23 protein-coding genes are annotated in these 19,944 nt (G+C 64.2%); 10 read left to right on the top strand and 13 right to left on the bottom strand.

The window, feature by feature from the left end; genetic code table 11:
- Positions 1 to 12 precede the first annotated feature (12 nt).
- From FDT80_RS16630 to FDT80_RS16610, 5 genes are all read right to left on the bottom strand, one after another.
- On the bottom strand, positions 13 to 732 hold the full coding sequence (locus FDT80_RS16630) for a DUF1194 domain-containing protein (RefSeq protein ID WP_138663449.1): 720 nt from the start codon (positions 730 to 732) through the stop codon (positions 13 to 15).
- Positions 729 to 1,454: a DUF1194 domain-containing protein gene (locus tag FDT80_RS16625; RefSeq protein WP_425472035.1), complete on the bottom strand. Its 726-nt coding sequence runs from the start codon at positions 1,452 to 1,454 to the stop codon at positions 729 to 731. The genes FDT80_RS16630 and FDT80_RS16625 overlap by 4 nt, the downstream gene beginning before the upstream one ends.
- Positions 1,455 to 1,463: 9 nt before the next feature.
- Positions 1,464 to 1,898 (bottom strand): VOC family protein, encoded by a 435-nt coding sequence (locus FDT80_RS16620; protein WP_138663448.1) that lies wholly within the window; start codon positions 1,896 to 1,898, stop codon positions 1,464 to 1,466.
- Positions 1,899 to 1,995: 97 nt separating this feature from the next.
- Positions 1,996 to 3,390 carry a surface lipoprotein assembly modifier gene (locus FDT80_RS16615; RefSeq protein WP_138663447.1) on the bottom strand — a complete coding sequence of 465 codons (1,395 nt, stop codon included), beginning with the start codon at positions 3,388 to 3,390 and terminating at the stop codon, positions 1,996 to 1,998.
- Positions 3,387 to 4,478: a hypothetical protein gene (locus FDT80_RS16610; protein ID WP_138663446.1), complete on the bottom strand. Its 1,092-nt coding sequence runs from the start codon at positions 4,476 to 4,478 to the stop codon at positions 3,387 to 3,389. Before FDT80_RS16610 ends, FDT80_RS16615 begins: the two co-directional genes overlap by 4 nt.
- Positions 4,479 to 4,668: 190 nt before the next feature.
- Between FDT80_RS16610 and thyX the strand changes: the two genes are divergently transcribed.
- Positions 4,669 to 5,589, top strand: coding sequence for an FAD-dependent thymidylate synthase (thyX, locus tag FDT80_RS16605; protein ID WP_138663445.1), 921 nt, complete (start codon positions 4,669 to 4,671; stop codon positions 5,587 to 5,589).
- Entirely contained in the window at positions 5,586 to 6,392 is an 807-nt protein-coding gene (locus FDT80_RS16600; RefSeq protein ID WP_138663444.1) for a hypothetical protein, read from the top strand. The genes thyX and FDT80_RS16600 overlap by 4 nt, the downstream gene beginning before the upstream one ends.
- A gap of 36 nt (positions 6,393 to 6,428) precedes the next feature.
- On the opposite strand, the gene FDT80_RS16595 is transcribed toward FDT80_RS16600, so the two are convergent.
- Positions 6,429 to 6,596 (bottom strand): YodC family protein, encoded by a 168-nt coding sequence (locus FDT80_RS16595; RefSeq protein WP_281278399.1) that lies wholly within the window; start codon positions 6,594 to 6,596, stop codon positions 6,429 to 6,431.
- A gap of 651 nt (positions 6,597 to 7,247) precedes the next feature.
- Between FDT80_RS16595 and FDT80_RS16590 the strand changes: the two genes are divergently transcribed.
- The gene (locus tag FDT80_RS16590; RefSeq protein WP_138663443.1) at positions 7,248 to 8,441 is read left to right on the top strand and encodes a cytochrome P450; all 1,194 of its coding nucleotides are present in this window, start codon (positions 7,248 to 7,250) and stop codon (positions 8,439 to 8,441) included.
- A gap of 107 nt (positions 8,442 to 8,548) precedes the next feature.
- Positions 8,549 to 8,830, top strand: a complete 282-nt coding sequence (locus tag FDT80_RS16585) for a hypothetical protein (RefSeq protein WP_170311913.1) — start codon at positions 8,549 to 8,551, stop codon at positions 8,828 to 8,830.
- A gap of 87 nt (positions 8,831 to 8,917) precedes the next feature.
- Here the strand turns inward: FDT80_RS16585 and FDT80_RS16580 are convergent, their stop codons facing one another.
- Positions 8,918 to 9,124, bottom strand: a complete 207-nt coding sequence (locus FDT80_RS16580; RefSeq protein ID WP_138663442.1) for a cold-shock protein — start codon at positions 9,122 to 9,124, stop codon at positions 8,918 to 8,920.
- Between the two features lie 197 nt (positions 9,125 to 9,321).
- Here FDT80_RS16580 and FDT80_RS16575 point away from each other — a divergent pair, with 197 nt between their 5' ends.
- Positions 9,322 to 9,633: an arsenate reductase family protein gene (locus FDT80_RS16575; protein ID WP_138663441.1), complete on the top strand. Its 312-nt coding sequence runs from the start codon at positions 9,322 to 9,324 to the stop codon at positions 9,631 to 9,633.
- Here the strand turns inward: FDT80_RS16575 and FDT80_RS16570 are convergent.
- The 5 genes from FDT80_RS16570 to thrS all read right to left on the bottom strand — a co-directional run bounded on the left by FDT80_RS16570 (position 9,630) and on the right by thrS (position 14,365).
- Positions 9,630 to 10,178, bottom strand: coding sequence for a DoxX family protein (locus tag FDT80_RS16570; RefSeq protein WP_138663440.1), 549 nt, complete (start codon positions 10,176 to 10,178; stop codon positions 9,630 to 9,632). The genes FDT80_RS16575 and FDT80_RS16570 overlap by 4 nt on opposite strands.
- A complete protein-coding gene (locus FDT80_RS16565; protein WP_138663439.1) occupies positions 10,171 to 10,938 on the bottom strand; it encodes an HvfC/BufC N-terminal domain-containing protein in 768 nt (255 codons plus the stop codon). The genes FDT80_RS16570 and FDT80_RS16565 overlap by 8 nt, the downstream gene beginning before the upstream one ends.
- The gene (gene bufB / locus FDT80_RS16560) at positions 10,935 to 11,792 is read right to left on the bottom strand and encodes an MNIO family bufferin maturase (RefSeq protein WP_138663438.1); all 858 of its coding nucleotides are present in this window, start codon (positions 11,790 to 11,792) and stop codon (positions 10,935 to 10,937) included. The genes FDT80_RS16565 and bufB overlap by 4 nt, the downstream gene beginning before the upstream one ends.
- Before the next feature lie 129 nt (positions 11,793 to 11,921).
- Positions 11,922 to 12,224 carry a BufA1 family periplasmic bufferin-type metallophore gene (locus FDT80_RS16555; RefSeq protein ID WP_138663437.1) on the bottom strand — a complete coding sequence of 101 codons (303 nt, stop codon included), beginning with the start codon at positions 12,222 to 12,224 and terminating at the stop codon, positions 11,922 to 11,924.
- Between the two features lie 194 nt (positions 12,225 to 12,418).
- Positions 12,419 to 14,365 carry a threonine--tRNA ligase gene (gene thrS, locus FDT80_RS16550; RefSeq protein ID WP_138663436.1) on the bottom strand — a complete coding sequence of 649 codons (1,947 nt, stop codon included), beginning with the start codon at positions 14,363 to 14,365 and terminating at the stop codon, positions 12,419 to 12,421.
- A gap of 119 nt (positions 14,366 to 14,484) precedes the next feature.
- Here thrS and FDT80_RS16545 point away from each other — a divergent pair, with 119 nt between their 5' ends.
- Positions 14,485 to 15,774: an MFS transporter gene (locus FDT80_RS16545; protein ID WP_138663435.1), complete on the top strand. Its 1,290-nt coding sequence runs from the start codon at positions 14,485 to 14,487 to the stop codon at positions 15,772 to 15,774.
- 4 nt (positions 15,775 to 15,778) lie between these two features.
- On the opposite strand, the gene FDT80_RS16540 is transcribed toward FDT80_RS16545, so the two are convergent.
- Complete coding sequence (locus FDT80_RS16540) at positions 15,779 to 16,954, bottom strand: MFS transporter (protein ID WP_170311912.1); 1,176 nt, start codon at positions 16,952 to 16,954, stop codon at positions 15,779 to 15,781.
- 127 nt (positions 16,955 to 17,081) lie between these two features.
- On the opposite strand from FDT80_RS16540, the gene FDT80_RS16535 reads away from it, so the two are divergent.
- From FDT80_RS16535 to FDT80_RS16520, 4 genes are all read left to right on the top strand, one after another.
- Positions 17,082 to 17,315 (top strand): hypothetical protein, encoded by a 234-nt coding sequence (locus tag FDT80_RS16535; protein ID WP_138663433.1) that lies wholly within the window; start codon positions 17,082 to 17,084, stop codon positions 17,313 to 17,315.
- Positions 17,316 to 17,467: 152 nt separating this feature from the next.
- On the top strand, positions 17,468 to 18,223 hold the full coding sequence (locus FDT80_RS16530; protein WP_138663432.1) for an alpha/beta hydrolase: 756 nt from the start codon (positions 17,468 to 17,470) through the stop codon (positions 18,221 to 18,223).
- Complete coding sequence (locus tag FDT80_RS16525; protein ID WP_138663431.1) at positions 18,220 to 19,200, top strand: alpha/beta hydrolase; 981 nt, start codon at positions 18,220 to 18,222, stop codon at positions 19,198 to 19,200. Before FDT80_RS16530 ends, FDT80_RS16525 begins: the two co-directional genes overlap by 4 nt.
- Positions 19,201 to 19,222: 22 nt before the next feature.
- Positions 19,223 to 19,837, top strand: a complete 615-nt coding sequence (locus FDT80_RS16520; protein ID WP_138663500.1) for a hypothetical protein — start codon at positions 19,223 to 19,225, stop codon at positions 19,835 to 19,837.
- Positions 19,838 to 19,944 lie beyond the last annotated feature (107 nt).

Here is a 19,944-nt window from a genome sequence, read left to right as displayed (position 1 = left end):
GTGGGGGGGGCATCAGCGCGCCAGCGACAGCGCAATGCCCTCCAATTCGCGCTTGAGCTTGGCGGTCATCGCCTCGGCGTAGCCCTCGAAGCCAAGCGCGGTCTCGACAAAGGCGTCCGGCCCCACGATCACCTCGGCGCGGAAGTACGACGACAACTCGCCGATCTCGGCCTGTCGGCGGTCGCCGGTGGCGGGCGCATCCGCCCCGATGACCAGCGCATTGATCGTGATGCCGCGCGCGCCGATCCGGTCTTTGACGTCGCGGGGCCGTGGCCCAAGGTTCGACGTCCCGTCGCCCGAAATATCCAGCGTGCGCTTCCAGCAGTCCGATTGCTCGTCCAGATACCGCGCGCCCAGCGTCATCGCGACCCCCAGCGCCGTGCCGGGGCTCGCCTCGCGCCGCCACGTGGCGCTCAGCGTGTCGCGCACGCCGGCCAGTGCGGCGGCATCGGTCACGGCCGTCCAGGGCACAAGAATGGCCTGGTCCGCCGGGCCGCTCCATTCATAGACCATGATCGACACCGGAGCCGAGGGCGTCGCCAGCAGCGCCGCCGCGACATCGGGCGCGCCCAGTGCCGCCACCAGCCCGTCGATCTGCAAGCGGTACTCGCGCAGATCAACCGAACCCGAGACATCCAGACCCAGCGCAAGCGCCTGCCGGCAGGCCGACTGCGCGGGCGCTGCCAGCACCATGACCATCGGCAGCACCGCCAGGGCCGCGCGCAGCTTCATCCCTTGGGGGCCGGCGCGGGGGCCTCGTCCATGCCCAGGACGGGCGGGGCCAGCTCCCGCTCAAGCTTGCGGCGCATCGCGCGCTCGTAATCGTCGAACCCCTGCGCCACTTCGACGAAGGCGCCGGGGCCACGCATCACCTGGCCCTTGTAGAACGCGATCAGGCCGACCTCGGCCTCGTAATCGGCGGCATTCACCACCAGCCCGTTCACCGTGACATCGGCGAACGGAAATTCCGCATAGGCCGCGGCCGGGCCGAAACCTTCGTTGTTCTGCCCGTCGCCCGCCATGTCCAGCGTCTTTGACAAACACTGCGGCGCGCGCGACAGAACCCCCGCGCCATACCCCAGCGCATACCCCATCGCGGTCGGGAAGTCATTGTGACTGCGCCGGCTGGCGGCCACCGTTTCCGCCGCCTCGACCAATGCACGCGGGCTGTCGATCATCGTCCAGTCCAGCAAAAGCTCCTGGTTGTAGCGCCCCGACCATTCGTAGATCGCCAGCGCCACCGGCAGGTCAGAGGCGAAAAACGCCTCGCGGACCTCCGGCGCGGTCAGGGCCGCCACAAGCCCGCCGCGTTGCAGCCGGTCTTCCTCGCTGTCGACCGAACTCGACACATCCATCGCCATCACCAGCGCCAGACGGCATTGCGGCGCGGCCTGGGCCAGGGTCGGGGCCAGCGCGACGGCAAGCCCCACTGCGATGCTAAGCGAGTGTCCCAAGGTCGCGCCTTACCAGTGACCGGTGTTTTCCATGCTCGCCCACGGCTCCTGCGGGGGCAGGGCATCGCCTTCCTGCAACAACTCGACAGAGATGTTGTCGGGCGAGCGCACGAACGCCATGCGGCCGTCGCGCGGCGGACGGTTGATCGTCACGCCGTTGTCCTGAAGCATCTTGCACGTGTCGTAGATGTTATCGACCGTGTAGGCGAGATGCCCGAAATGGCGGCTGTCGTCGGGCAGGGCGTCGTCGCCGTCCCAGTTATACGTCAGCTCGACATCCGCATGGCCGTCGTCCTGACCGGGGGGGCACATGAACACCAGCGTGAACCGCCCGCCCTCGTTTTCGATGCGGCGCCGTTCCTTCAGCCCCAGCAATTCATAAAAAGCCTTCGATTTCTCCAGGTCTTTCACGCGGACCATGGTGTGAAGATATTTGATGGGCATGGTGATGCTCCTGTCTGTGTCATCTCTGGTGCGGCATACGCTCCGCAGTCTGACAGCAAGCTAATGCATCTGGCGGCGCTGTCGACCCGTCGCCGCCTCAAAAGGCGGAGCGGATCCCGAGACTGACCCCGAACCGGGTGGTGTCGAACAGCCCGATATTGCTGTCCGTGCGGCTTGCCGACAAGGTCACGCTGGGGTTGAACCCGTAATAATCGATGCTCTTGAAGGTCGCGGTCACATCGGCGGCGATCTTGGCGTCCTCGCGGCCCGACGGATCATGGCGCGACGTGTCATAGTCGCGGAACTCCAGCCCCAGACCGAATTGCACCGCCGCCCCCATCACCGGCCGGGCCAGCGCCAGCGCCGTCTGGACCGTGGCGCCGGTATATTCCGAATCCGCATTGGGCGAACTGGCCGCGCCAAGGCCGAAGGACACAAGCACCTGATTGCCGTTCGGCCGCCGCCCGATCCACGCCGCCGTTCCGCGCAGCGTATCGACGTCGTTCGTGGCCTGACCGGTCTGCCATTCGTGGTCCGCGCTCAGCCGGACCTGGGACCCCGTTTCACGGTGAAAGGTCTGTGCCGCGCGCAGCCGGTGAAAGCTGGCGTAGCGGGCGCCGCCGTACCACGATTGTCCAAGGTCGGCACCCAGCGCGAATGTGCCCTTGCCCTCCAGGTTGCGGGCCTCGAAGGCATAGCCGACGCTCACGGTGCCATAGGCGAAATCCGATCCCGACACGCCGGGGGCCTGCGCCTTGGCGCCATCGCTCAGCGCAAAGCTGCGGTAATCGGCGGAAAATGTCAGATCCTGCGCATGGGTGGCCGATTGGTCAAAGCGATAGCGCGTCCTCAGCCCGCCGCCGAACTCCAGCCCCGACAGCGCCTGTGCCGCCCCATCCAGGGAATATTCCACCGGCTGACCGAACAGGATTTCGCTGATCCGGTAGTTCAGGAACGAGGTATCGCGCGCGCTGCCGTTGTTGATGTTCGAATTCGGCGCCAGCGTAAAGCTGAGGTCGGTGCGCCACGGGTTGCGCTGCTGGACATAGCGGAAATCGCGCTTTGCGCGGGCGGCCAGGGTGTCGTTGGGGGCGTGTTGCACCGCCCGTCGCAACCAAAGCTGCGCGCGTGTACGCTGCCCCGCCGATGCCAGCGCCTGCGCCATCACCAGCGCGCTTGAATATTTCTGCGCCGGTGTCTGCGCCAGCGACCACGCCGTGCGCGCCGACGATCTGGCCGCCGGATAATCGCCCTGATCGCGCAGCGCGCGCGACAAGATAAGATGCGCCGTCAGGTCGGTGGCGTCCCGCGCGACCAGCGCATCGGCATAGCCCTGCGCCACGGCCGGCTGACCGCTTCTCAGGGTTTCGGCGGCCGCCGCCCGCATCTGATCCGGCGAAAGCTGCGTCGTCTGGGCCGCGACCAGCGTGGCGGCGCCCAGCCCGAAGCAAAGCGCCGCGACACGTCCCGCCGTGACCCTCGGGTCGATCATGGAAGTTGCGCCGTGTCCCGATAAACGATGAAACCGCTGGTGTCGCGCACGGTCACGCCCTGGAATTCGGCGGTGTTGGTGGTCACAAGGATGCCCACGATCTCGTTCGGCGTATCGCCCGATATGATCGCGTAATACTTGCCTTCCTCGTAGTTCACCGCGACGTTCTGGTCGTTGACGAACGTGCTGGTCAACTCGCCCACGATCTCGCCGTTGTTGTCCAGCACGTTCGGACCGACGGTGAAAAAGGCGTTGGGCAGCGACGACAGGCTCGCCGTGTTTTCGCTGTTGATATTGCCCACCACCTGCGAGGTGATGTCGTTGCCGTTGATGTCGAACACACGCCGGTTGCTCAGCGTGCCCTTCACGCCGTCGCCGCGTCCGCCCGTCACCTGGTCGAAATCGTTGAAATCCACCGCGATCTCGATATCGGATGTCGAATACTGCAATCCGCCGGCACCGTCGAAATCGCGCAGGCCGGCCGTCTTGCCCCTGAACTGGGCCTGGCCGGTTTCAGGCAGCGTCACGCCGCCTTCGCGCTGATAGATGAACCCGCCGAAACCGTAGGGAACATAGGCGCCCGTCCGCACGATCGCGAACCGCGTGTTGGGCACACCGGCTGCATTGGAATCGCGGCTCACGCCATAGATCGCGCGGTGGGTGAACTGGTTGATCGGATCCGCCGTCACGCTGTCGGGAAACTGCTGGTCCGCCTCGTAGACCGAATAGGGCCCAAGGCTGCCCACCGGGTTGCCGCGCTGATAGACGTTGCCGCCATCGAACGCCAGGTTGTTGACCTCGAAGGTGTCGTTCGCCGCGTTGTATCTGATCTCGTTGGCAAACCCGTTGCCGTTGGTCGCATCCTCCTCGGACCGCGCCTCGGACCGGAAGATCCCCAGCTCCGCCGTGGGCGAGGTGGTGCCCGGCGGCAGGCCCTCGCCGGTGATCGGCGTGCCGGTCGTCGGCGTTCCCGTCGTGGGGGTCTCCCCTCCGCCAGATGGTTCCTCCGCATTGTCCTCGAAGGGGTTGCCGCCACTGCATGCGGCCACGATCGCCAGCGCGGCGACGGAAAGATAAAATCGGGTCATGCCTGTCAAACCTTATGAATGGTTTCTTAATTGCCGCCACCTTTTGGGGAAACGCACACAAAGTCAACGCAAACCATCCTGAAAAGTGGACAACCGTGGCCGATGCGTAACCCTGATATTGCGGTTCACGCGAGGCGTCGCACTAGATAAAGTGTGAGTCTGACCTTTCCGACCCAGAGGATTCGCACCCATGCCGATCAGCCCAGAGCAGCAGGCCGAAATCGACGAACTTCGCCGCACCCCCGTCCAGACCCTGCGCGCCACCGCCCCGGGGATGGAGGCGCATCTCTACACCGCCCATCCCGTGCTCGACCACGGCTTCGTCCGCGTCATCGACTACATGGGCGACGACGCCGCCATCTGCCAGGCCGCCCGCGTGAGCTACGGCAAGGGCACCAAATCCGTCCAGAACGACGAAGGCCTGATCCGCTATCTCATGCGCCACTGGCACTCCACCCCCTTCGAGATGTGCGAGATCAAGCTGCACGTCAAACTGCCCGTCTTCGTCGCCCGCCAGTGGATCCGCCACCGCACCGCCAACGTCAACGAATACTCCGCCCGCTATTCGATCCTCGACCGCGAATTCTATATTCCCGCGCCCGAACACGTGAACGCGCAATCGGTCGTCAACAACCAGGGCCGCGGCGGCGTGCTCGAGGGCGAGGAAGCCGCCCGCGTGCTCGACATCCTCAAGGCCGACAGCAACCGCGCCTATGACCACTACGAACAGATGATCGGCGAAACCGGGCCCGACGGCGCGCCCCAGGACGGCCTCGCGCGCGAACTGGCGCGGATGAACCTGCCGTCCAACATCTACACCCAGTGGTACTGGAAGGTCGATCTGCACAACCTCTTCCACTTCCTGCGCCTGCGCGCCGACGCCCACGCCCAATACGAGATCCGCGTCTACGCCGACACGATCTGCAAGGTGGTCGCCGACTGGGTGCCCGCCGCCTACAGCGCGTTCGAGGATTATCGGTTGGGGGGTGCCACGTTGTCGGGCAAGGCGCTGGACTGCCTGCGCCGGATGCTCAAGGGGGAAGAGGTGACGCAGGAGAATTCAGGGATGAGCAAGGGGGAATGGCGGGAATTTGAGGGGGTATTGCGGTGAATGATGACGATGACAAGTCCGGTTCTGTTCCGCAAATCCCAGCCTCTAAGAGAGGAAAGGCCGGACGTGCAGTACTAAATACGCTTGGTGCTGTTCCGTTTGCCGGTGGTTTGTTTTCTGCCGCAGCAGGCTACTGGGGGGAGCAGGAGGAACAGAAAGCCAACGAATTCCTTCGAAGTTGGATAGAAATGGTTCATGACGAAATTCGAGAAAAGGAGCAAACCATTGTCGAGATCATGTCCCGAGTGGACATGCACAATGAAGAAATTGGGAAAAGAATTACGTCAGAGTCTTTCCAAAGTCTGCTGAAAAAGAGCTTTCGTGAGTGGCCGGCAGCCGAAAGTGAAACAAAAAGACAGCTACTGCGAAATCTGCTTTCTAATGCTGCCTCTTCTAGGGTGAGCAGCGATGATGTGGTCCGCTTATTTATTGATTGGCTGAGCACTTACTCGCCATTTCACTTTGAGGTAATCGCTGCGATATACAATTCGGATGGAATTTCTAGAGGTGAGATATGGGAAAAAGTGGGGCGCGAAAGCGTTCCAGAGAGCTCGGCAGACGCCGACCTTTTTAAGCTTCTTATCAGAGACCTTTCTATGGGTTCGATTATCCGGCAGCATCGCGAAACTGACTACAAAGGTAACTTCATTAAGAAAGCGCCGAAAAAGCGTGGTGGGCCAGGCACTGCGACTGTGTCCGCCTTCGATAGGGAAGAGGGATACGAACTAACCGCACTTGGGCAGCAATTCGTTCACTATGCGATGTCCGAGTTGTCTCTAAAAATAAATTATAGACCCGAGTAGTGATTGTCAGACTACGCCGATGAATGAGGTAGGTTTTTAAAGGGAGATTACAGCTTTGGAAAGGGTGTCTCTAGCGATGGACTGATTGGGAGATTTTCCTTGAAACCAAATGCAGTGAACGCTATCCCCATCGACGCTTTCGACGGTCATAATTGGACCTCCAGATTTGATTTGAACGCGATCACCTTCTGAAAAATCGGGCATTCGAATGTTCCCTTAGTTGTATTTGCTGATTTGAATTCTGAATATGCGTGCTAATTGTTTTACTTGCAATAGAGTGGTTTGGGCAAAACTACGCTCAGAAGGATAGTTTGGCAAGAATCTGAACTTCTCGTAATCACTAAGTTTTTATGCCCAATCTCCGATTGGGCAGCGCCCGAACCGCCCCCACGGGGCGGGCGCTTCTCGCCCACCCCTCGGTTCGGGCGCGGCGTTCCGAATTGAGGCTTTACTTTGCATCCCCGGCGAATTGCTTGCGCAATCCGCGTTCGGACCTTTGAACAGTCCCCCGGACTGTTCAATCCGGCTCCGCCGGACCGGTCCTCACCCCCTCGCGTGACCCCGCATCCGTTGCCGGGCGTTGCCGGGGGCAGGGGGCGACCCTGCGGCATAATGGCCGAAATTAACCCCGGATCACCCCGCGCCGCCGCCCGCATCGCGCATCTGTACAAAATCCACCCCAAATTTGTCCCGATCCGCGCGGAACGCCCCGAAACCGGCCCCATCCATGCGCCCAAATCTGTACGGATCGCCCCGCCAATGCGTACAGTTTCCCCGCCCATCGCGCCGCCGCCGATCCGCAAACCGATGTTTAATACCCCGTGCGCTCCGCCGATCCGGTGCTAAACTCGCCCCATGTTCAGCCTCGCCAATCCCCCTGCGGATTTCATCGAAAATCCCTTTCCGCACTATGACCACCTGCTGCGCGACGCCCCCGTCTGCCCGCAGCCTGACGGGTCGTTCCTGGTCTCCAAACATGCCGATCTCAGTGCCGTATACCGCGACACGACCACCTATATTTCCGATAAAAAACAATCCTTTGCACCCAAGTTCGGTCCCGGCTCCCCGCTCTTTGAACATCACACCACATCCCTTGTGTTCAACGATCCGCCCCTGCACACCCGCGTGCGCCGCATCATGACATCGGCCCTCACTCCCAAGGCGCTGGCGAGGATGGAGCCGGGGTTGATCGACACCGTCGATCGCCTGCTCGACCGGATGCCGCAACACACTGATCTGATTGAAGAATTCGCCGCCCAAATTCCGATCCAGATCATCGGGAACCTGCTCGATGTGCCCCGGTCCGAACGCGCGCCCCTGCGCGACTGGTCCCTCGCCATTCTCGGCGCGCTCGAACCCACGCTGACCGATGACCAACTGGCCCTTGGCCACGCCGCCGTGATCGAATTCAAGTCGTATTTACAAGACCTTATCGCACGCCGCCGTGCCGCGCCGGGCGACCCGGAAACCGACGTTCTGACCCGCCTGATCGCCGGTGACGACACCGGCCAACTGTCGGAAATCGAGCTGATCCAGAACTGCATCTTCATCCTCAACGCGGGCCACGAGACGACCACCAATCTCATCGGCAGCGGCCTCGCCTTGCTGCATGATTATCCCGAGCAAAAACAAAAGCTTGTCACCGATCCAACCCTGATGAATGCGGCGGTGGAGGAGGTCTTGCGCTACCGGTCCCCCAACCAGCTCGGCAACCGCGAAACCACCGCCGCCGTCACCCTGCGCGGGGTCGCCATTCCGGCGGGTGCAAACCTGCACCTGTGCATCGGCGCGGCCAATCGCGATCCGGATGTCTTTGATAACCCGACAGAATTTGACATCACCCGCCATCCCAACCGGCATCTGGCCTTTGCCGGTGGCCCGCATGTTTGCGTCGGTCTGACCCTTGCACGGATGGAAGGGCGCATCGCGCTCGACCGGTTCCTGCGCCGCCATCCCGATTTCGCGATCACCGCCCGCACCCACGGCGGGCGCATCCGGTTCCGCGGGTACGCGGCGCTTGACGCGACCCTGTCCGGCGCAAAGCTGTAATACACTGGAAACACAGTGTTTCCATTTTCGAAAAGCACTGGACTCGGCTTTGTGCTGCCGCCACTCTTTCGACACAATTCAGGACATTTGTAAAAAAGAGGCATCACATGCGGATTACACTAGGGGCGCTGGCGGGGTTGGCGTTGATGACGGTCACGACGGCACCCGCACTGGCGCAAAGCGCCAAGATCTACGCCTATCCCAGCGCGGAAAACTATTGCCCCACGGGCCTGCGTCCGGTCACCATCGGCGGCGTGATCTGTTGCGGGGTTCCGAACCAGTCGATGACCTACCAGCAGGTGATGGCCCACCCCGCGCCGAAACGCCACGCAGCGCCGCGGGCGCAGGCCGAGTGCCCGATTGGCACCAAGGGCTGCACATACGACTAAGCGCCTGATAATGGGATGATTTCCGGCCCGGAAAGCGCTGTCCGAGCCGGAAGCCACGTGTCTGGTCGCGTTAAAATAAAGTCGCAGCTAGAGCAGTTTGAGGTCGCCTGCCATTTGGCGACCGTCCCGCCCTTCGGTAAGTTCGAAGCTGACCTTCTGATCGTCCGCCAGTCCTGTCAGCCCCGACCTTTCGACCGCCGAGATGTGCACAAATACGTCACTGCCGCCGTTTTCCGGGGCGATAAAGCCATATCCTTTGGTTGTATTGAACCATTTCACGGTGCCGTTGGGCATAATGTCCGTGCCTCCTTTTGCCTTGCTTGCCGCGTGAAGAATTGTCACACGGTTGGGGTGGTTAAGGATCTTGCGCAGTGGGGGAACCTGCGTGACGACCCTTAATGGTAGAATCGCTCAACTGTTGAAAAAATCAAGCAAAAGCAGGCGGATTGCGGAAATACCTAAGCGCGAACCGCTGAAAATGGGAAAATAATATGCATCTTTACGGCCTCAAGACCTGTGATACGTGCCGCAAGGCCTTGAAATCCTTGCCTGATGCCAGCCTTGTCGACGTGCGGGCCGAAGGTGTCCCGGAGGATGTACTGGACGCCGCGTTGCAGCGGTTTGATGCCGATCTGGTCAACACGCGGTCCACCACGTGGCGCGGTCTGGACGCCGACGAACGTGCGCGCCCGGCAAAAGAGCTGCTGATGCGATACCCGACGCTGATGAAACGTCCGCTGATCGTTGACGCGGATAAGATGTATTTGGGCTGGAGCAAGGAGACGCAGGCCGCGCTTGGCTAGGCGGAGAGCCTGCTGCGCGACAGCGCACGATCAAACGACAACGGCCCGGCCCCCTTGATCACCAGCACCAGCAAGACAAAAGTCCAGAACGCGCGCTGATCCAGGATCGGCGCATTCGGAAACCGGTCGAACCAGGCCCCGAGTTCGGCGACCTGACCGTGACCGTAATAATCGGTGAGCGACTGCACGGCGACAAAGCCGATCATCCCCAGCGCCGCAAGCCGCGTCAAAAGCCCCACCACGATCAGCGCGGGCAGGATGAATTCCGCCCATGTGCCCGCGATCGCAATAAGGCGGTAGATCACGCCCAGTTGCGAACTGTCGTAGCCGACGCTTTCCATGACGCGCGGAAACATCTGCACATATGCGCCCACCGACGGGTTGATCAGCCCCGCCAGACCGTCGCCCAGCTTGGTCAGTCCCGACACCCAGAAATACATCACGAGCGCCCCGGCAAACACCACACGTGCCAGCGTTGAAAGCAGCCAATCGGCGCGGTCGAGCCGGCCCGATACAGCGTGGTGGAGTGAGACGAGGCTATTCATTCATAAGTCCTTTTTGCGGGGGAGCATCCGCCAGCGCAGAGGTCGAAAGCGCCAGCGCCAGCGTTTGGGCAAGATCGAAACCGGGCGTGTCGGCAACGGCCGCGTCATGTGCCGCGCCGAAGGGCTGGCCACGGCCCAGCGCGTCAAGCCAGGCCGCCCCGCCCGGGGGCAGTGGGTGCGGCGCGGGGTCGAATTCGGGGCGGGTGATCAGCACATCCTGCGCCACGGCGCGTGGCTTGGGCGCATCCGGCACGAAGTTGAACGCCCAGATGTCATGCAGTGGCCATTGCGACCGGATCACCTGCGTGGCGGGCATCAGGGCCAATCGCAGAGCCATCAGGCCTGGTGTGTCGATCGCCAGCCGGGCCTGGCTCAGCGGTGTCGCGTCGGCGGCGTGGTAGGATCTGCGCATCGCCAGGTCCAGCCGCGCGCAATCGGGCAGGTATCCGATGTGCGACAGCGCCGCGACCCCGGCCAAATATTCGGGAAAGGACGCGCCATAATGCATCATCAGGGGCGACGTCGGGGGGTGTGCCCGCGCATAGTCAAGTGCCAGCGGCCGGAAATTCCGCGGGCCGATCAGCTTGGCCACCAGCGGAAAGGCCACCCCAAGCGCGTCGCGCAACGACACCGTGACCGTGTTGCGATAGACGGAAAACCGGTCGGTTCCGGGGCGCCCGTCGGGGCCAAGAAGATCGTCCGGAACGGGCTGGAGCGGGTCCAGCAGGGCCGCGCGAAACTGGGATTGCTCGACCGTCATCGCACTGTCGGGGCAAGGTGGCGCGCGGCGCGGGCGGCTTCGGACCGCAGGGTCGGCCAGGGCGGCACGTCGTTGTCCCATTCCACGAGAACGGGCTTGGGCCCGGTCTTGGCCAGCGTGTAGTCGAGCAAGGCCCAGACGAGATCGACCACGGGCGTGCCGTGGCTGTCGATCAGCAGCGGATTGCCCTGTGCATCGTGATCCTCATCATGGCCGCCAACATGGATTTCACTAACAGCATCAAGCGGATAGGCATCTATATAATCGCGCGGGCGATAGCCGAGGTTACTGGCCGAGACAAAGACGTTGTTCACGTCCAGCAGCAGGCCGCAGCCGGTTCGGCGCACCAGTTCGGACAAAAAATCGGTTTCCGACCAGGTGCTTTGCGCAAACCTCAGATAGCTCGAGGGGTTTTCCAGCAGCATCCGGCGGCCCAGCGTGTGCTGCACCTGGTCGATGTGATCGGCCACGCGGGTCAACGTGTCATCGGTATAGGGCAAAGGCAGCAGATCGTTGAGGAACTCGGCCCCATGGGTCGACCACGCCAAATGTTCCGAAAAACTCGCCGGTTTCGACCATTCAATCAGCCGTTTGAGTCTTTCCAGATGCGCGCCGTCCAGCGGGCCGTCGCCGCCGATGCTCAGCCCGACACCATGCACCGACAGGGCGAAGCGTTCGGTCAGGTGGCGCAATTGTGCGATCGGCCGACCGCCGTCGCCCATGTAATTCTCGGCGTGAATCTCGATCCAGGCGACGGGGCCGGGGTCGGCCATCAGGTCGCTGTAATGCTGGGGTTTGTAGCCGACTCCGGGCGCTGCGGGCAGCGGGTCAAAACGTGGGGGCGTGTCGAGCATGCGCGATCCCCTTGGATTTGGGCGCTGTGCCTGTTGGCGTGCCATCCCGCGGGCGGTCGCGGCGTTGGGTGCTCCGGGGGCGCGCGTTCGCCCCCGAAGGTCGCTGTTCAGACGGTCGCGTCAGTTTTCTCAGGCCGGCAGATCGCGGTCCAGCGCCTCGAGCGATCCCTTGCGCTCGGAGCCGTCCGCCATCTCGGGCAATTCGATGCTTTCGCAGGTTCCGGCCTCGACCAACGTCCAGGCGTTGCCCTGGTAGTCGGTCACCGATGTCCCGGCGCAGGTCGTGCCGGGGCCCGCCGCGCAGTCATTTTCGCCCGCCAGCGACACGCCATAGCATTTCTCCATCGAGGCAGCGGCGGCGGGGGTCGCCTGTGCTGTCATCGCGGCGGCTACGGCACCTGCAATCGCGGCGGTTTTCAACGTGTTAGACATTCTGGTTTCCTTTGTGTGATGCACTGACAGTCGATGTGAAACAATCATAGGTCTGCATGACGGTAACATACCATTCACGGACCTGTGTGTCACATCCATGTCAGAACGGGGCATCGGAAAGACGCGGAAATTGGGCGGTTTATTGCAGCCAGGCCCCGTTTTCGGGGCCCGACGCATGGTTTCGGTGCGCTTTGTTACAGAAGGTCGGGCGGTGTCGCCTCGCGCCCCAACGCCGCCGTGACCGCGTCGAGCGGCTGAACGGAGGTCTGCTTGTCGCCCAGGCGCCGCACCGACACGGTGCGATCTTCCACCTCACGCGCGCCGACGGCCAGGATCACCGGCACCTTGCCGACCGAATGTTCGCGGACCTTGTAGTTGATCTTTTCGTTGCGCACGTCCACCTGCGCGCGTACGCCCGCGGCGGTCAGCCCGGCTGCGACCTCATGCACGTAGTCGTCCGCCTCCGACGTGATGGAGGCGACGACGACCTGCCGCGGGGCCAGCCAGAACGGCAGTTTGCCCGCGTGTTCCTCGATCAGGATGCCGATGAACCGCTCGAAACTGCCCAGCGTCGCGCGGTGCAACATATAGGGGCGGTGTTTGGCCCCATCCTCGCCGATATAGGTCGCCCCCAACCGTTCGGGCAGGTTGGGATCAACCTGGAAGGTGCCGCATTGCCAGACCCGCCCGATCGCATCGGTCAGGTAGAAGTCCAGCTTGGGTCCGTAGAACGCGCCATCGCCCGGCTCCAGCGTGAAGGCGCGGCCGGTGGCCTTGATCGCCGCTTCCAGCGCGCCCTCGACGTGATCCCAGCTTTCGTCGGATCCGACACGCTGCTCGGGACGGGTGGCGAATTTGATCTCGAAATTCTCGAACCCCAGATCGGCGTAGATCTCGGCAAGGAAATTGATGAAGCGCGCGCATTCCGCCTCGATCTGGTCCTCGGTGCAGAAGATATGCGCGTCATCCTGCGTGAAACCACGCACCCGCATGATCCCGTGCAGCGCGCCGGACGGCTCGTAGCGGGTGCACGACCCGAATTCGGCCAGCCGCAACGGCAGATCGCGGTAGGATTTCAGACCCTGGTTGAAGACCTGCACGTGGCAGGGGCAGTTCATCGGTTTCAGGGCGTTGACCGCTTTTTCCTTGGCATGCTCCTCCTCGACTTCGACGATGAACATGTGCTCTTGGTATTTGTCCCAATGCCCCGAGGCTTCCCACAGCTTGCGGTCGACGACCTGCGGCGTGTTGATCTCGCGGTAGCCGCCCGCGCGCTGCTTGCGGCGCATGTAGTCCTGCAACTGCGTGTAGATCATCCAGCCGTTGGGGTGCCAGAAGATCTGTCCGGGGGCCTCTTCCTGCATATGGAACAGGTCCATCTCGCGGCCCAGCTTGCGGTGGTCGCGCTTGGCGGCCTCCTCCAGCATGTTGAGGTGCGCGCGCAGCTTTTCCTTGCCGGTGAAGGCCACGCCGTAGATGCGCTGCAGCATCGCGCGGCTGCTGTCGCCGCGCCAATAGGCGCCCGCGATCGACATCAGCTTGAAGGCGTCTCCGGGCACCTGGCCGGTGTGCTGCAGGTGCGGGCCGCGGCACAGGTCCTGCCAGTCGCCGTGCCAGTACATGCGCAACGGCTCGTCGCCCGGAATGGCGTCGATCAGTTCGACCTTGTAGGGCTCGTCGTTGTCCTCGTAATGCTTGATCGCGCGCGCGCGGTCCCAGACCTCGGTGCGGACCGGATCGCGCTTGTTGATGATCTCTTTCATCTTTTTCTCGATCAGGCCCAGGTCTTCGGGGGTGAAGGGCTCCTTTCGATCGAAGTCGTAGTACCAGCCGTCCTTGATCACCGGGCCGATGGTCACCTTGGTGTCGGGCCAGATTTCCTGAACCGCGCGGGCCATGATATGCGCCAGATCGTGGCGCACCAGCTCGTTGGCCTGCGCTTCGTCGGCCATGGTGTGGATGGCGATCTGCGCATCCGCTTCGATCGGCCAGGCCAGATCGTAATGCGCGCCGTTCACGGTTGCGCTGATCGCCTTCTTGGCCAGGGATTTCGAGATGCTTTCGGCCACTTCGGCCGCGGTGACGCCCGCGTCGTAATCGCGCGCATTGCCATCGGGAAAGGTGAGAGAGATTTGGGCCATGTCTGGCGCTCCTCGTCGGTTTGGCGCCCACGAGACGCCCGGTTGCGGGTTTTGATGCGCGCCCTATGTGACTGGGCAGACTGGCCAAGTCAAGACGGCCCCGACCAAGGACGATGACGATGCAGGACGATCTGGCGCAGGACGCCTTTGACACGCTGACGGATGCCGACGGCAAGACGGCGCAGGATCTGGACCGCGCGGCACAACGCGCCGAGGCGCGCAACGGCCTGCGCCACGCCGCATCGCTGAGCATGACAAAGGTGGCCGACGGGCTGATCGATCCCAAGCTGGTGTTGTCATGGCTGCTCACGGCGCTTGGTGCGCCCGCGGTTTTCGCCGGCATCCTCGTGCCCATCCGCGAGGCGGGCGCGCTCTTGCCGCAGATCGGGCTGGCAGGCTGGGTGCAGCGGATGGCGCATCGCAAATGGGCCTGGGTGCTGGGCTCGGCCGGGCAGGGGGCCGCGGCGGCGTTGATCGTGCTGGCGGCGCTGACGCTCGACGGTGCGGCGGCCGGGTATGCGGTCTGCGGGGCGCTGGCGCTGCTGGCGGTGTGCCGCGCCGCCTGTTCGGTATCGTTTAAGGACATCCTGGGCAAGACCGTGGGCCAGACCCGGCGCGGCGCGATCACCGGGTTGGCCGGATCGGTCAGTTCGGTGGGCGTGCTGGTCTTTGCTGGGTTCCTGGTGTCGGGTCTGTTTCAATCCAAGGGCATCGTGATCGCGGCGATCGCGCTTGCCGCCGCCCTCTGGCTGCTGGCCGCGACGCTGTTTTCCACGCTCGAGGAAACCGCGAGCGAGGATGTGGAGGACGCGCAGGGCGTCAGTTTCGATCTGCTGCGCGACAATCCCGACCTGTGGCGATTCATCGTGGTACGCGGATTGCTGGTCTCGACCGCGCTGGCGCCGCCCTACCTGGTGGTTCTGGCCAATTCGGCCGGGCTCACGGCTTTGGGCCAGCTTGGCGCGCTGGTGCTGGCCTCGGCCATCGCGTCGCTGCTCAGCTCTTATGTGTGGGGGCGCATGGCGGACAAATCCAGCCGCAAGGTGTTGATGCGTACCGGCCTTCTTGGTGCCCTCGCCATGAGCGCGGCGGTGGTGTTGGCCGTCCTTGGCCTTGCCGCAGAGGTCTGGGCCATGCCGGCGGTGCTGTTCGTGCTGATGATCGCCTATCACGGCGTGCGGCAGGGCCGGTCCACCTATCTTGTCGATATGTCGCCGCCCGATCAGCGCTCGGCCTATGCCGCGGTCAGCAATACGGTGATTGGCGTGCTGTTGTTGATCGCGGGTGGCCTGGGCGGCGGCGCCGCGTTTCTGGGCGCGGAATGGACGCTGGCGGGCTTTGCGGTGATGTCCGTCGCCGCGTCGGTCGTGGCCATCGGACTGCCCGAAGTGCAGCGGCCCGCCGACTGACCGCTCAGGCGGTGCGCGGCGCGGCGGGCGCCCACCGGATCGACGCCAGCAGATGCAGCAGCGCAAGGGCCGCGGCCAGACCGCCGCCGAGCCCCAGCGCGCCCACGCCCCAGGTCTGAAGCAGGATGGCCCCGATGGCCGACCCGCCCGCGGCGCCGAGATAGATCGCCGCCGCGTTCAGCGCCAGGACAACCGGCGCCATGGGGCCCGCAAGCGCGATCAGCCGCAACTGCTGACCGGCCATGAAGGACCAGCCCGACACGGCCCAGACGAAAAACAGAACGAACACCCAGCCCGCCGGAAGCGGCAGGAGCGAAAACACAGGCGTGATCACGACCTGCGCCGCCGTCAGCGCGATCAGCGTGCGCCGCCAGCCCAGTGCGTCGGCCATCACGCCGCCAAGGATATTGCCCGCCACGGCGCCCGCCCCGAACACCGCCAGCGCCAGCGATATGCCGTCGCGGCCAAAGCCCATCGTCTGGCTGAGCAGGGGGGCCGCGTAGGTGTAAAGCACATAGATCGCGCCCAGAAACGCGCCGGTGAACAGCGTCGCCAGCATCAGGCGACCCTGGCCCATGATTCGTGCCAGATCGCCCAGAGTGACCGGTTGAAACCGCAACCCCGCAGGCACATGCCGCCAGATCAGCACCGTGCAGGGCACTGCCACCAGCAGCACCGTCGCAAAGGCCCAGCGCCAGCCGAAGGTATAGGCGATGAAGCTGCCGCCGGGCACGCCCGCGACCTGCGCCAGCGTCAGCCCGAAGAACACGGCCGCCAGAACCCGCGCGCGCTGTTCGGGCGGATACAGCGTCGCGGCGACGGCGGCGGCCACGGGGGTGAACATGCCCGCGCCGGCGGCGGCCAGCACCCGAGACAGGGTCAGCAGCCAGAACGACCCGACCAGCGCCGACAGGGCGGTGGCCAGCGCAAACAGCGCCAGTGCGATCGCCAGCACCCGTCGCCGCCCCACACCGCCCATCAGCGACACCAGGAGCGGCGAAAGCACCGCGTAGGCCATGGCATAGACCGTCATCAGCGACCCGGCCTGCGCCGCGCCGACACCCAGATCGCGGCCCAGCGGCTCCAGCACGCCGACCACGACGAAGGCCCCCATGCCGATCACGAAGTTGGCCGCCGACAGGACGGGAATCAAAAGTCTGTTGGGGGCGGCATCGGTCATCCCCGATTTATGCGGTGCCGGCGCCCGCGAGGCAATCTGGCTCTGGACTGTGGCGTGGAAACGACTATCTATCACGCAACAGCGACCGCTGGTTGCCGCTGTCCGCCACACAGCCCGAAGGTGCCCCATGCCCAAACATAACCGCAATTTCGAACTGACCGTGAATGACATCGACCTGATCGAGGCAGCGCTGCGCACCATGAAGCGCGATCTGTCCTTTGACCGGCTGGACGGCCTGAAGCCCGATCTGCCCGACAGCGCCGAGGACGATCCCCTGCGCCAGATCCATGACCTTCTGGGGCGTCTGCACAATCAAAAGACATTCTACCGCCCGATGGCGGAGCCCTACGTCGGCGGATAAGCCATCGCCGCGAACGCCTTGCGCGCCGCGCAAGGGCGCTTCGATCTGTCGCCCCTGGGCGCGGATCGCGTGCGGTCGGCCGATGTGCGGCGCAATTGTCGTTGCAGGCCACCCGGACCCCGCGCATGATCGCGACGAAGGGAGCGCCGCACATGACCGTTGGACCAAACGACATCAGGACGCATCAGGAGCGTCGCATCGCCTATCACCTGACACAGGGCCACGGCCCGACCATCGTGTTCCTGGGCGGGCTTAGATCCGACATGCAAGGCACCAAGGCCGTGCATCTCGAGGAGTGGGCCCGCGCCAAGGGGCTGTCCTACCTGCGGTTCGACTACTCCGGTCACGGCGAATCCTCGGGCAGCTTCGAGGAGGGGTGCATCGGGGACTGGGCCGAGGATACGTTCGAGGTGGTGCACGCGCTGACGCAGGGGCCCATCGTGCCGGTGGGGTCGTCGATGGGCGGCTGGCAGGCTCTGCTGCTGGCGCGCCGCTGTCCCGAGCGGATCGCGGGCATGGTCACCATCGCCGCCGCGCCGGACTTCACCGAAGACGGTTACTGGGCGACATTCACCGAGGCCCAGAAGGCGCAGTTGGAGCGCGACGGGCAGGTGGAACTGCCATCCGACTATATGGATCCCTATGTGATCACCAAGCGGATGATCGAGGACGGGCGGCGGCAGCTTGTGCTGCGCGACCCGCTGGATCTGCCGTTCCCGGTGCGCTGCCTGCAAGGCACGGCCGACACCGCGGTCAGCACGCAAACCGCCCTGCGCCTGATGGAGCACGCGACCTGCCCCGATCTGCACCTGACGCTGGTCAAGGACGCCGACCACCGGTTTTCCGACGGCCCCTGCCTCGGGCTGATCGAACGGGCGATAACCGACGTGATCGGCGCCGCACGATGAGACGACTTGCGCGATGGCTGGGGCGGATCGGTCTGGCGCTGGCCGTGCTGGTCACCGGTCTGTGGCTTTTTGGCCCCTACGAGCCGTCGTCGCTGCGCGCGCACTTCGATCCATCGCGGCTCGATGCCGGTGTGGAACCCTATTTCCAGTCCGTCGAAGCCGCCTTTGACGACATCACCCCCGGCACCGAAAAGCGTGTGATCCGCGCCGACGTGGGGCAAGCCCGCACCGATTGGGCGGTGGTCTATGTGCACGGGTTTTCCGCCACGTCCCAGGAAATCCGTCCGGTTCCCGACCGCGTCGCACAGGCTCTGGGGGCGCATCTTGTCTTTACCCGGTTGCAGGGGCATGGCCGCGGGGCGCAGGCGATGGCGACAGGCACCGTTGCGGGCTGGATGGCGGACGTGGCCGAGGCGCTGGCCGCCGCGCGGAGCCTTGGCGACAGGGTGCTTGTGATCTCCACCTCGACCGGGGGCACGCTGATGGCGGCGGCGGCGCAGGATCCCGCGCTGATGCAGCAGGTCGCGGGGATCGTCTTTGTCTCGCCCAACTTCGGCATCAACAACCCGCTGGCGCCGCTGCTGACCTGGCCCGCCGCGCGTTACTGGTTGCCGATGCTCGCGGGGGCACGGCGCGGGTTCACCCCGAAAAACGACGCGCAGGCGCGATATTGGACCACCGAGTATCCCAGTGTCGCGGCCATGCCGCTGGCGGCCCTGGTCAAGACCGTGGGCCAGCTCGATCCGGGCAAGGCGACCACGCCCGCGCTGTTTTGGTATTCCGATAGCGATCAGGTCGTCCGCCCCGACCTGACGGCGGATGTCGCGGCGCGCTGGGGCGGGCCGGTGCGCGTGGTGCAGCCCGTCCTTGGCCCCGGCGACGATGCGTCCGGGCACGTGATCGCGGGCGATATCGTCTCGCCCGGTCAAACCGACGGCGCGGTGGCGGGCATAATCGACTGGGCGCGGGGGCTCTGACCCGGTGCGCCGTCCCCGCAGCATGTGGAGCCTCGAGACCCTGGGCCGGGTGCGCCTGTCGAAACACTTCTACATGCGCGATTTCCTCTATTCCGAGATCTCCGGCTTTCACGGCCATCCCAACGTGCCGCGCGACCCCGATCTGGTCATCGCGCATGGCCGCGAACTCTGCGTGCACCTGCTCGACCCGCTCGAAGAAACCTTTGGACGGCTGGCGATCCGGTCAGGCTACCGCGCGCCCGACCTGAACGCCTATGGCAACGCGCACAGGCTCAATTGCGCGCGCAACGACAATCCGCTGGAATGCCATATCTGGGACAGGGACAGCGGCGCGGCGGCCATCGCGGGCACGTCGCTGGTGATCCCGTGGTTCGCCGACCGCTACGCGCGCGGGCGCGACTGGCGCGATCTTGCGTGGTGGCTGCACGATCACCTTCCCTATTCCGACCTGTGGTTCTTTCCCAAGCTGGCGGCCTTCAACCTTGTCTGGCGGCCCGAACCGCTGCGCACGATCTCAAGCTACATCGCGCCGCGCGGGACGCTGCTGCGCGCGGGCGACACCCCGGCGGAGCCGCCGGAAGCACGGCGCGCGCGCTACGCCGATTTCCCGCCGTTTCGCGGTATCGCCCATCCATGACCGGCACGCAGCCGCAGGTTTTTCGCCCGCGCTGAAGCAAGGGCTTGTGGCAGCGCCCAAGACTGCTACACCAAGGGGAAAACAGGCGTTTGAGCGATATGAGCAGT

Origin of the sequence: Sulfitobacter sabulilitoris, from assembly GCF_005887615.1 — a bacterium.
In the GTDB taxonomy this organism is placed as follows: Bacteria; Pseudomonadota; Alphaproteobacteria; order Rhodobacterales; family Rhodobacteraceae; genus Sulfitobacter_E; species Sulfitobacter_E sabulilitoris.
Note: the sequence above shows the minus strand (reverse complement) of the source record. Positions and strands in the feature narration are given on the sequence as shown.

Coding starts and splice junctions, on each gene's coding strand:
- FDT80_RS16590 (WP_138663443.1), top strand. CDS start 7,248: ATGTTCAGCCTCGCCAATCCCCCTGCGGATTTCATCGAAAATCCCTTT.
- thrS (WP_138663436.1), bottom strand. CDS start 14,365: ATGGCCCAAATCTCTCTCACCTTTCCCGATGGCAATGCGCGCGATTAC.
- FDT80_RS16565 (WP_138663439.1), bottom strand. CDS start 10,938: ATGACGGTCGAGCAATCCCAGTTTCGCGCGGCCCTGCTGGACCCGCTC.
- FDT80_RS16520 (WP_138663500.1), top strand. CDS start 19,223: ATGTGGAGCCTCGAGACCCTGGGCCGGGTGCGCCTGTCGAAACACTTC.
- FDT80_RS16555 (WP_138663437.1), bottom strand. CDS start 12,224: ATGTCTAACACGTTGAAAACCGCCGCGATTGCAGGTGCCGTAGCCGCC.
- FDT80_RS16535 (WP_138663433.1), top strand. CDS start 17,082: ATGCCCAAACATAACCGCAATTTCGAACTGACCGTGAATGACATCGAC.
- FDT80_RS16570 (WP_138663440.1), bottom strand. CDS start 10,178: ATGAATAGCCTCGTCTCACTCCACCACGCTGTATCGGGCCGGCTCGAC.
- FDT80_RS16620 (WP_138663448.1), bottom strand. CDS start 1,898: ATGCCCATCAAATATCTTCACACCATGGTCCGCGTGAAAGACCTGGAG.
- FDT80_RS16540 (WP_170311912.1), bottom strand. CDS start 16,954: ATGACCGATGCCGCCCCCAACAGACTTTTGATTCCCGTCCTGTCGGCG.
- bufB (WP_138663438.1), bottom strand. CDS start 11,792: ATGCTCGACACGCCCCCACGTTTTGACCCGCTGCCCGCAGCGCCCGGA.
- FDT80_RS16610 (WP_138663446.1), bottom strand. CDS start 4,478: ATGACCCGATTTTATCTTTCCGTCGCCGCGCTGGCGATCGTGGCCGCA.
- FDT80_RS16585 (WP_170311913.1), top strand. CDS start 8,549: ATGCGGATTACACTAGGGGCGCTGGCGGGGTTGGCGTTGATGACGGTC.
- FDT80_RS16545 (WP_138663435.1), top strand. CDS start 14,485: ATGCAGGACGATCTGGCGCAGGACGCCTTTGACACGCTGACGGATGCC.
- FDT80_RS16595 (WP_281278399.1), bottom strand. CDS start 6,596: ATGCCCGATTTTTCAGAAGGTGATCGCGTTCAAATCAAATCTGGAGGT.
- FDT80_RS16525 (WP_138663431.1), top strand. CDS start 18,220: ATGAGACGACTTGCGCGATGGCTGGGGCGGATCGGTCTGGCGCTGGCC.
- thyX (WP_138663445.1), top strand. CDS start 4,669: ATGCCGATCAGCCCAGAGCAGCAGGCCGAAATCGACGAACTTCGCCGC.
- FDT80_RS16580 (WP_138663442.1), bottom strand. CDS start 9,124: ATGCCCAACGGCACCGTGAAATGGTTCAATACAACCAAAGGATATGGC.
- FDT80_RS16630 (WP_138663449.1), bottom strand. CDS start 732: ATGAAGCTGCGCGCGGCCCTGGCGGTGCTGCCGATGGTCATGGTGCTG.
- FDT80_RS16530 (WP_138663432.1), top strand. CDS start 17,468: ATGACCGTTGGACCAAACGACATCAGGACGCATCAGGAGCGTCGCATC.
- FDT80_RS16615 (WP_138663447.1), bottom strand. CDS start 3,390: ATGATCGACCCGAGGGTCACGGCGGGACGTGTCGCGGCGCTTTGCTTC.
- FDT80_RS16575 (WP_138663441.1), top strand. CDS start 9,322: ATGCATCTTTACGGCCTCAAGACCTGTGATACGTGCCGCAAGGCCTTG.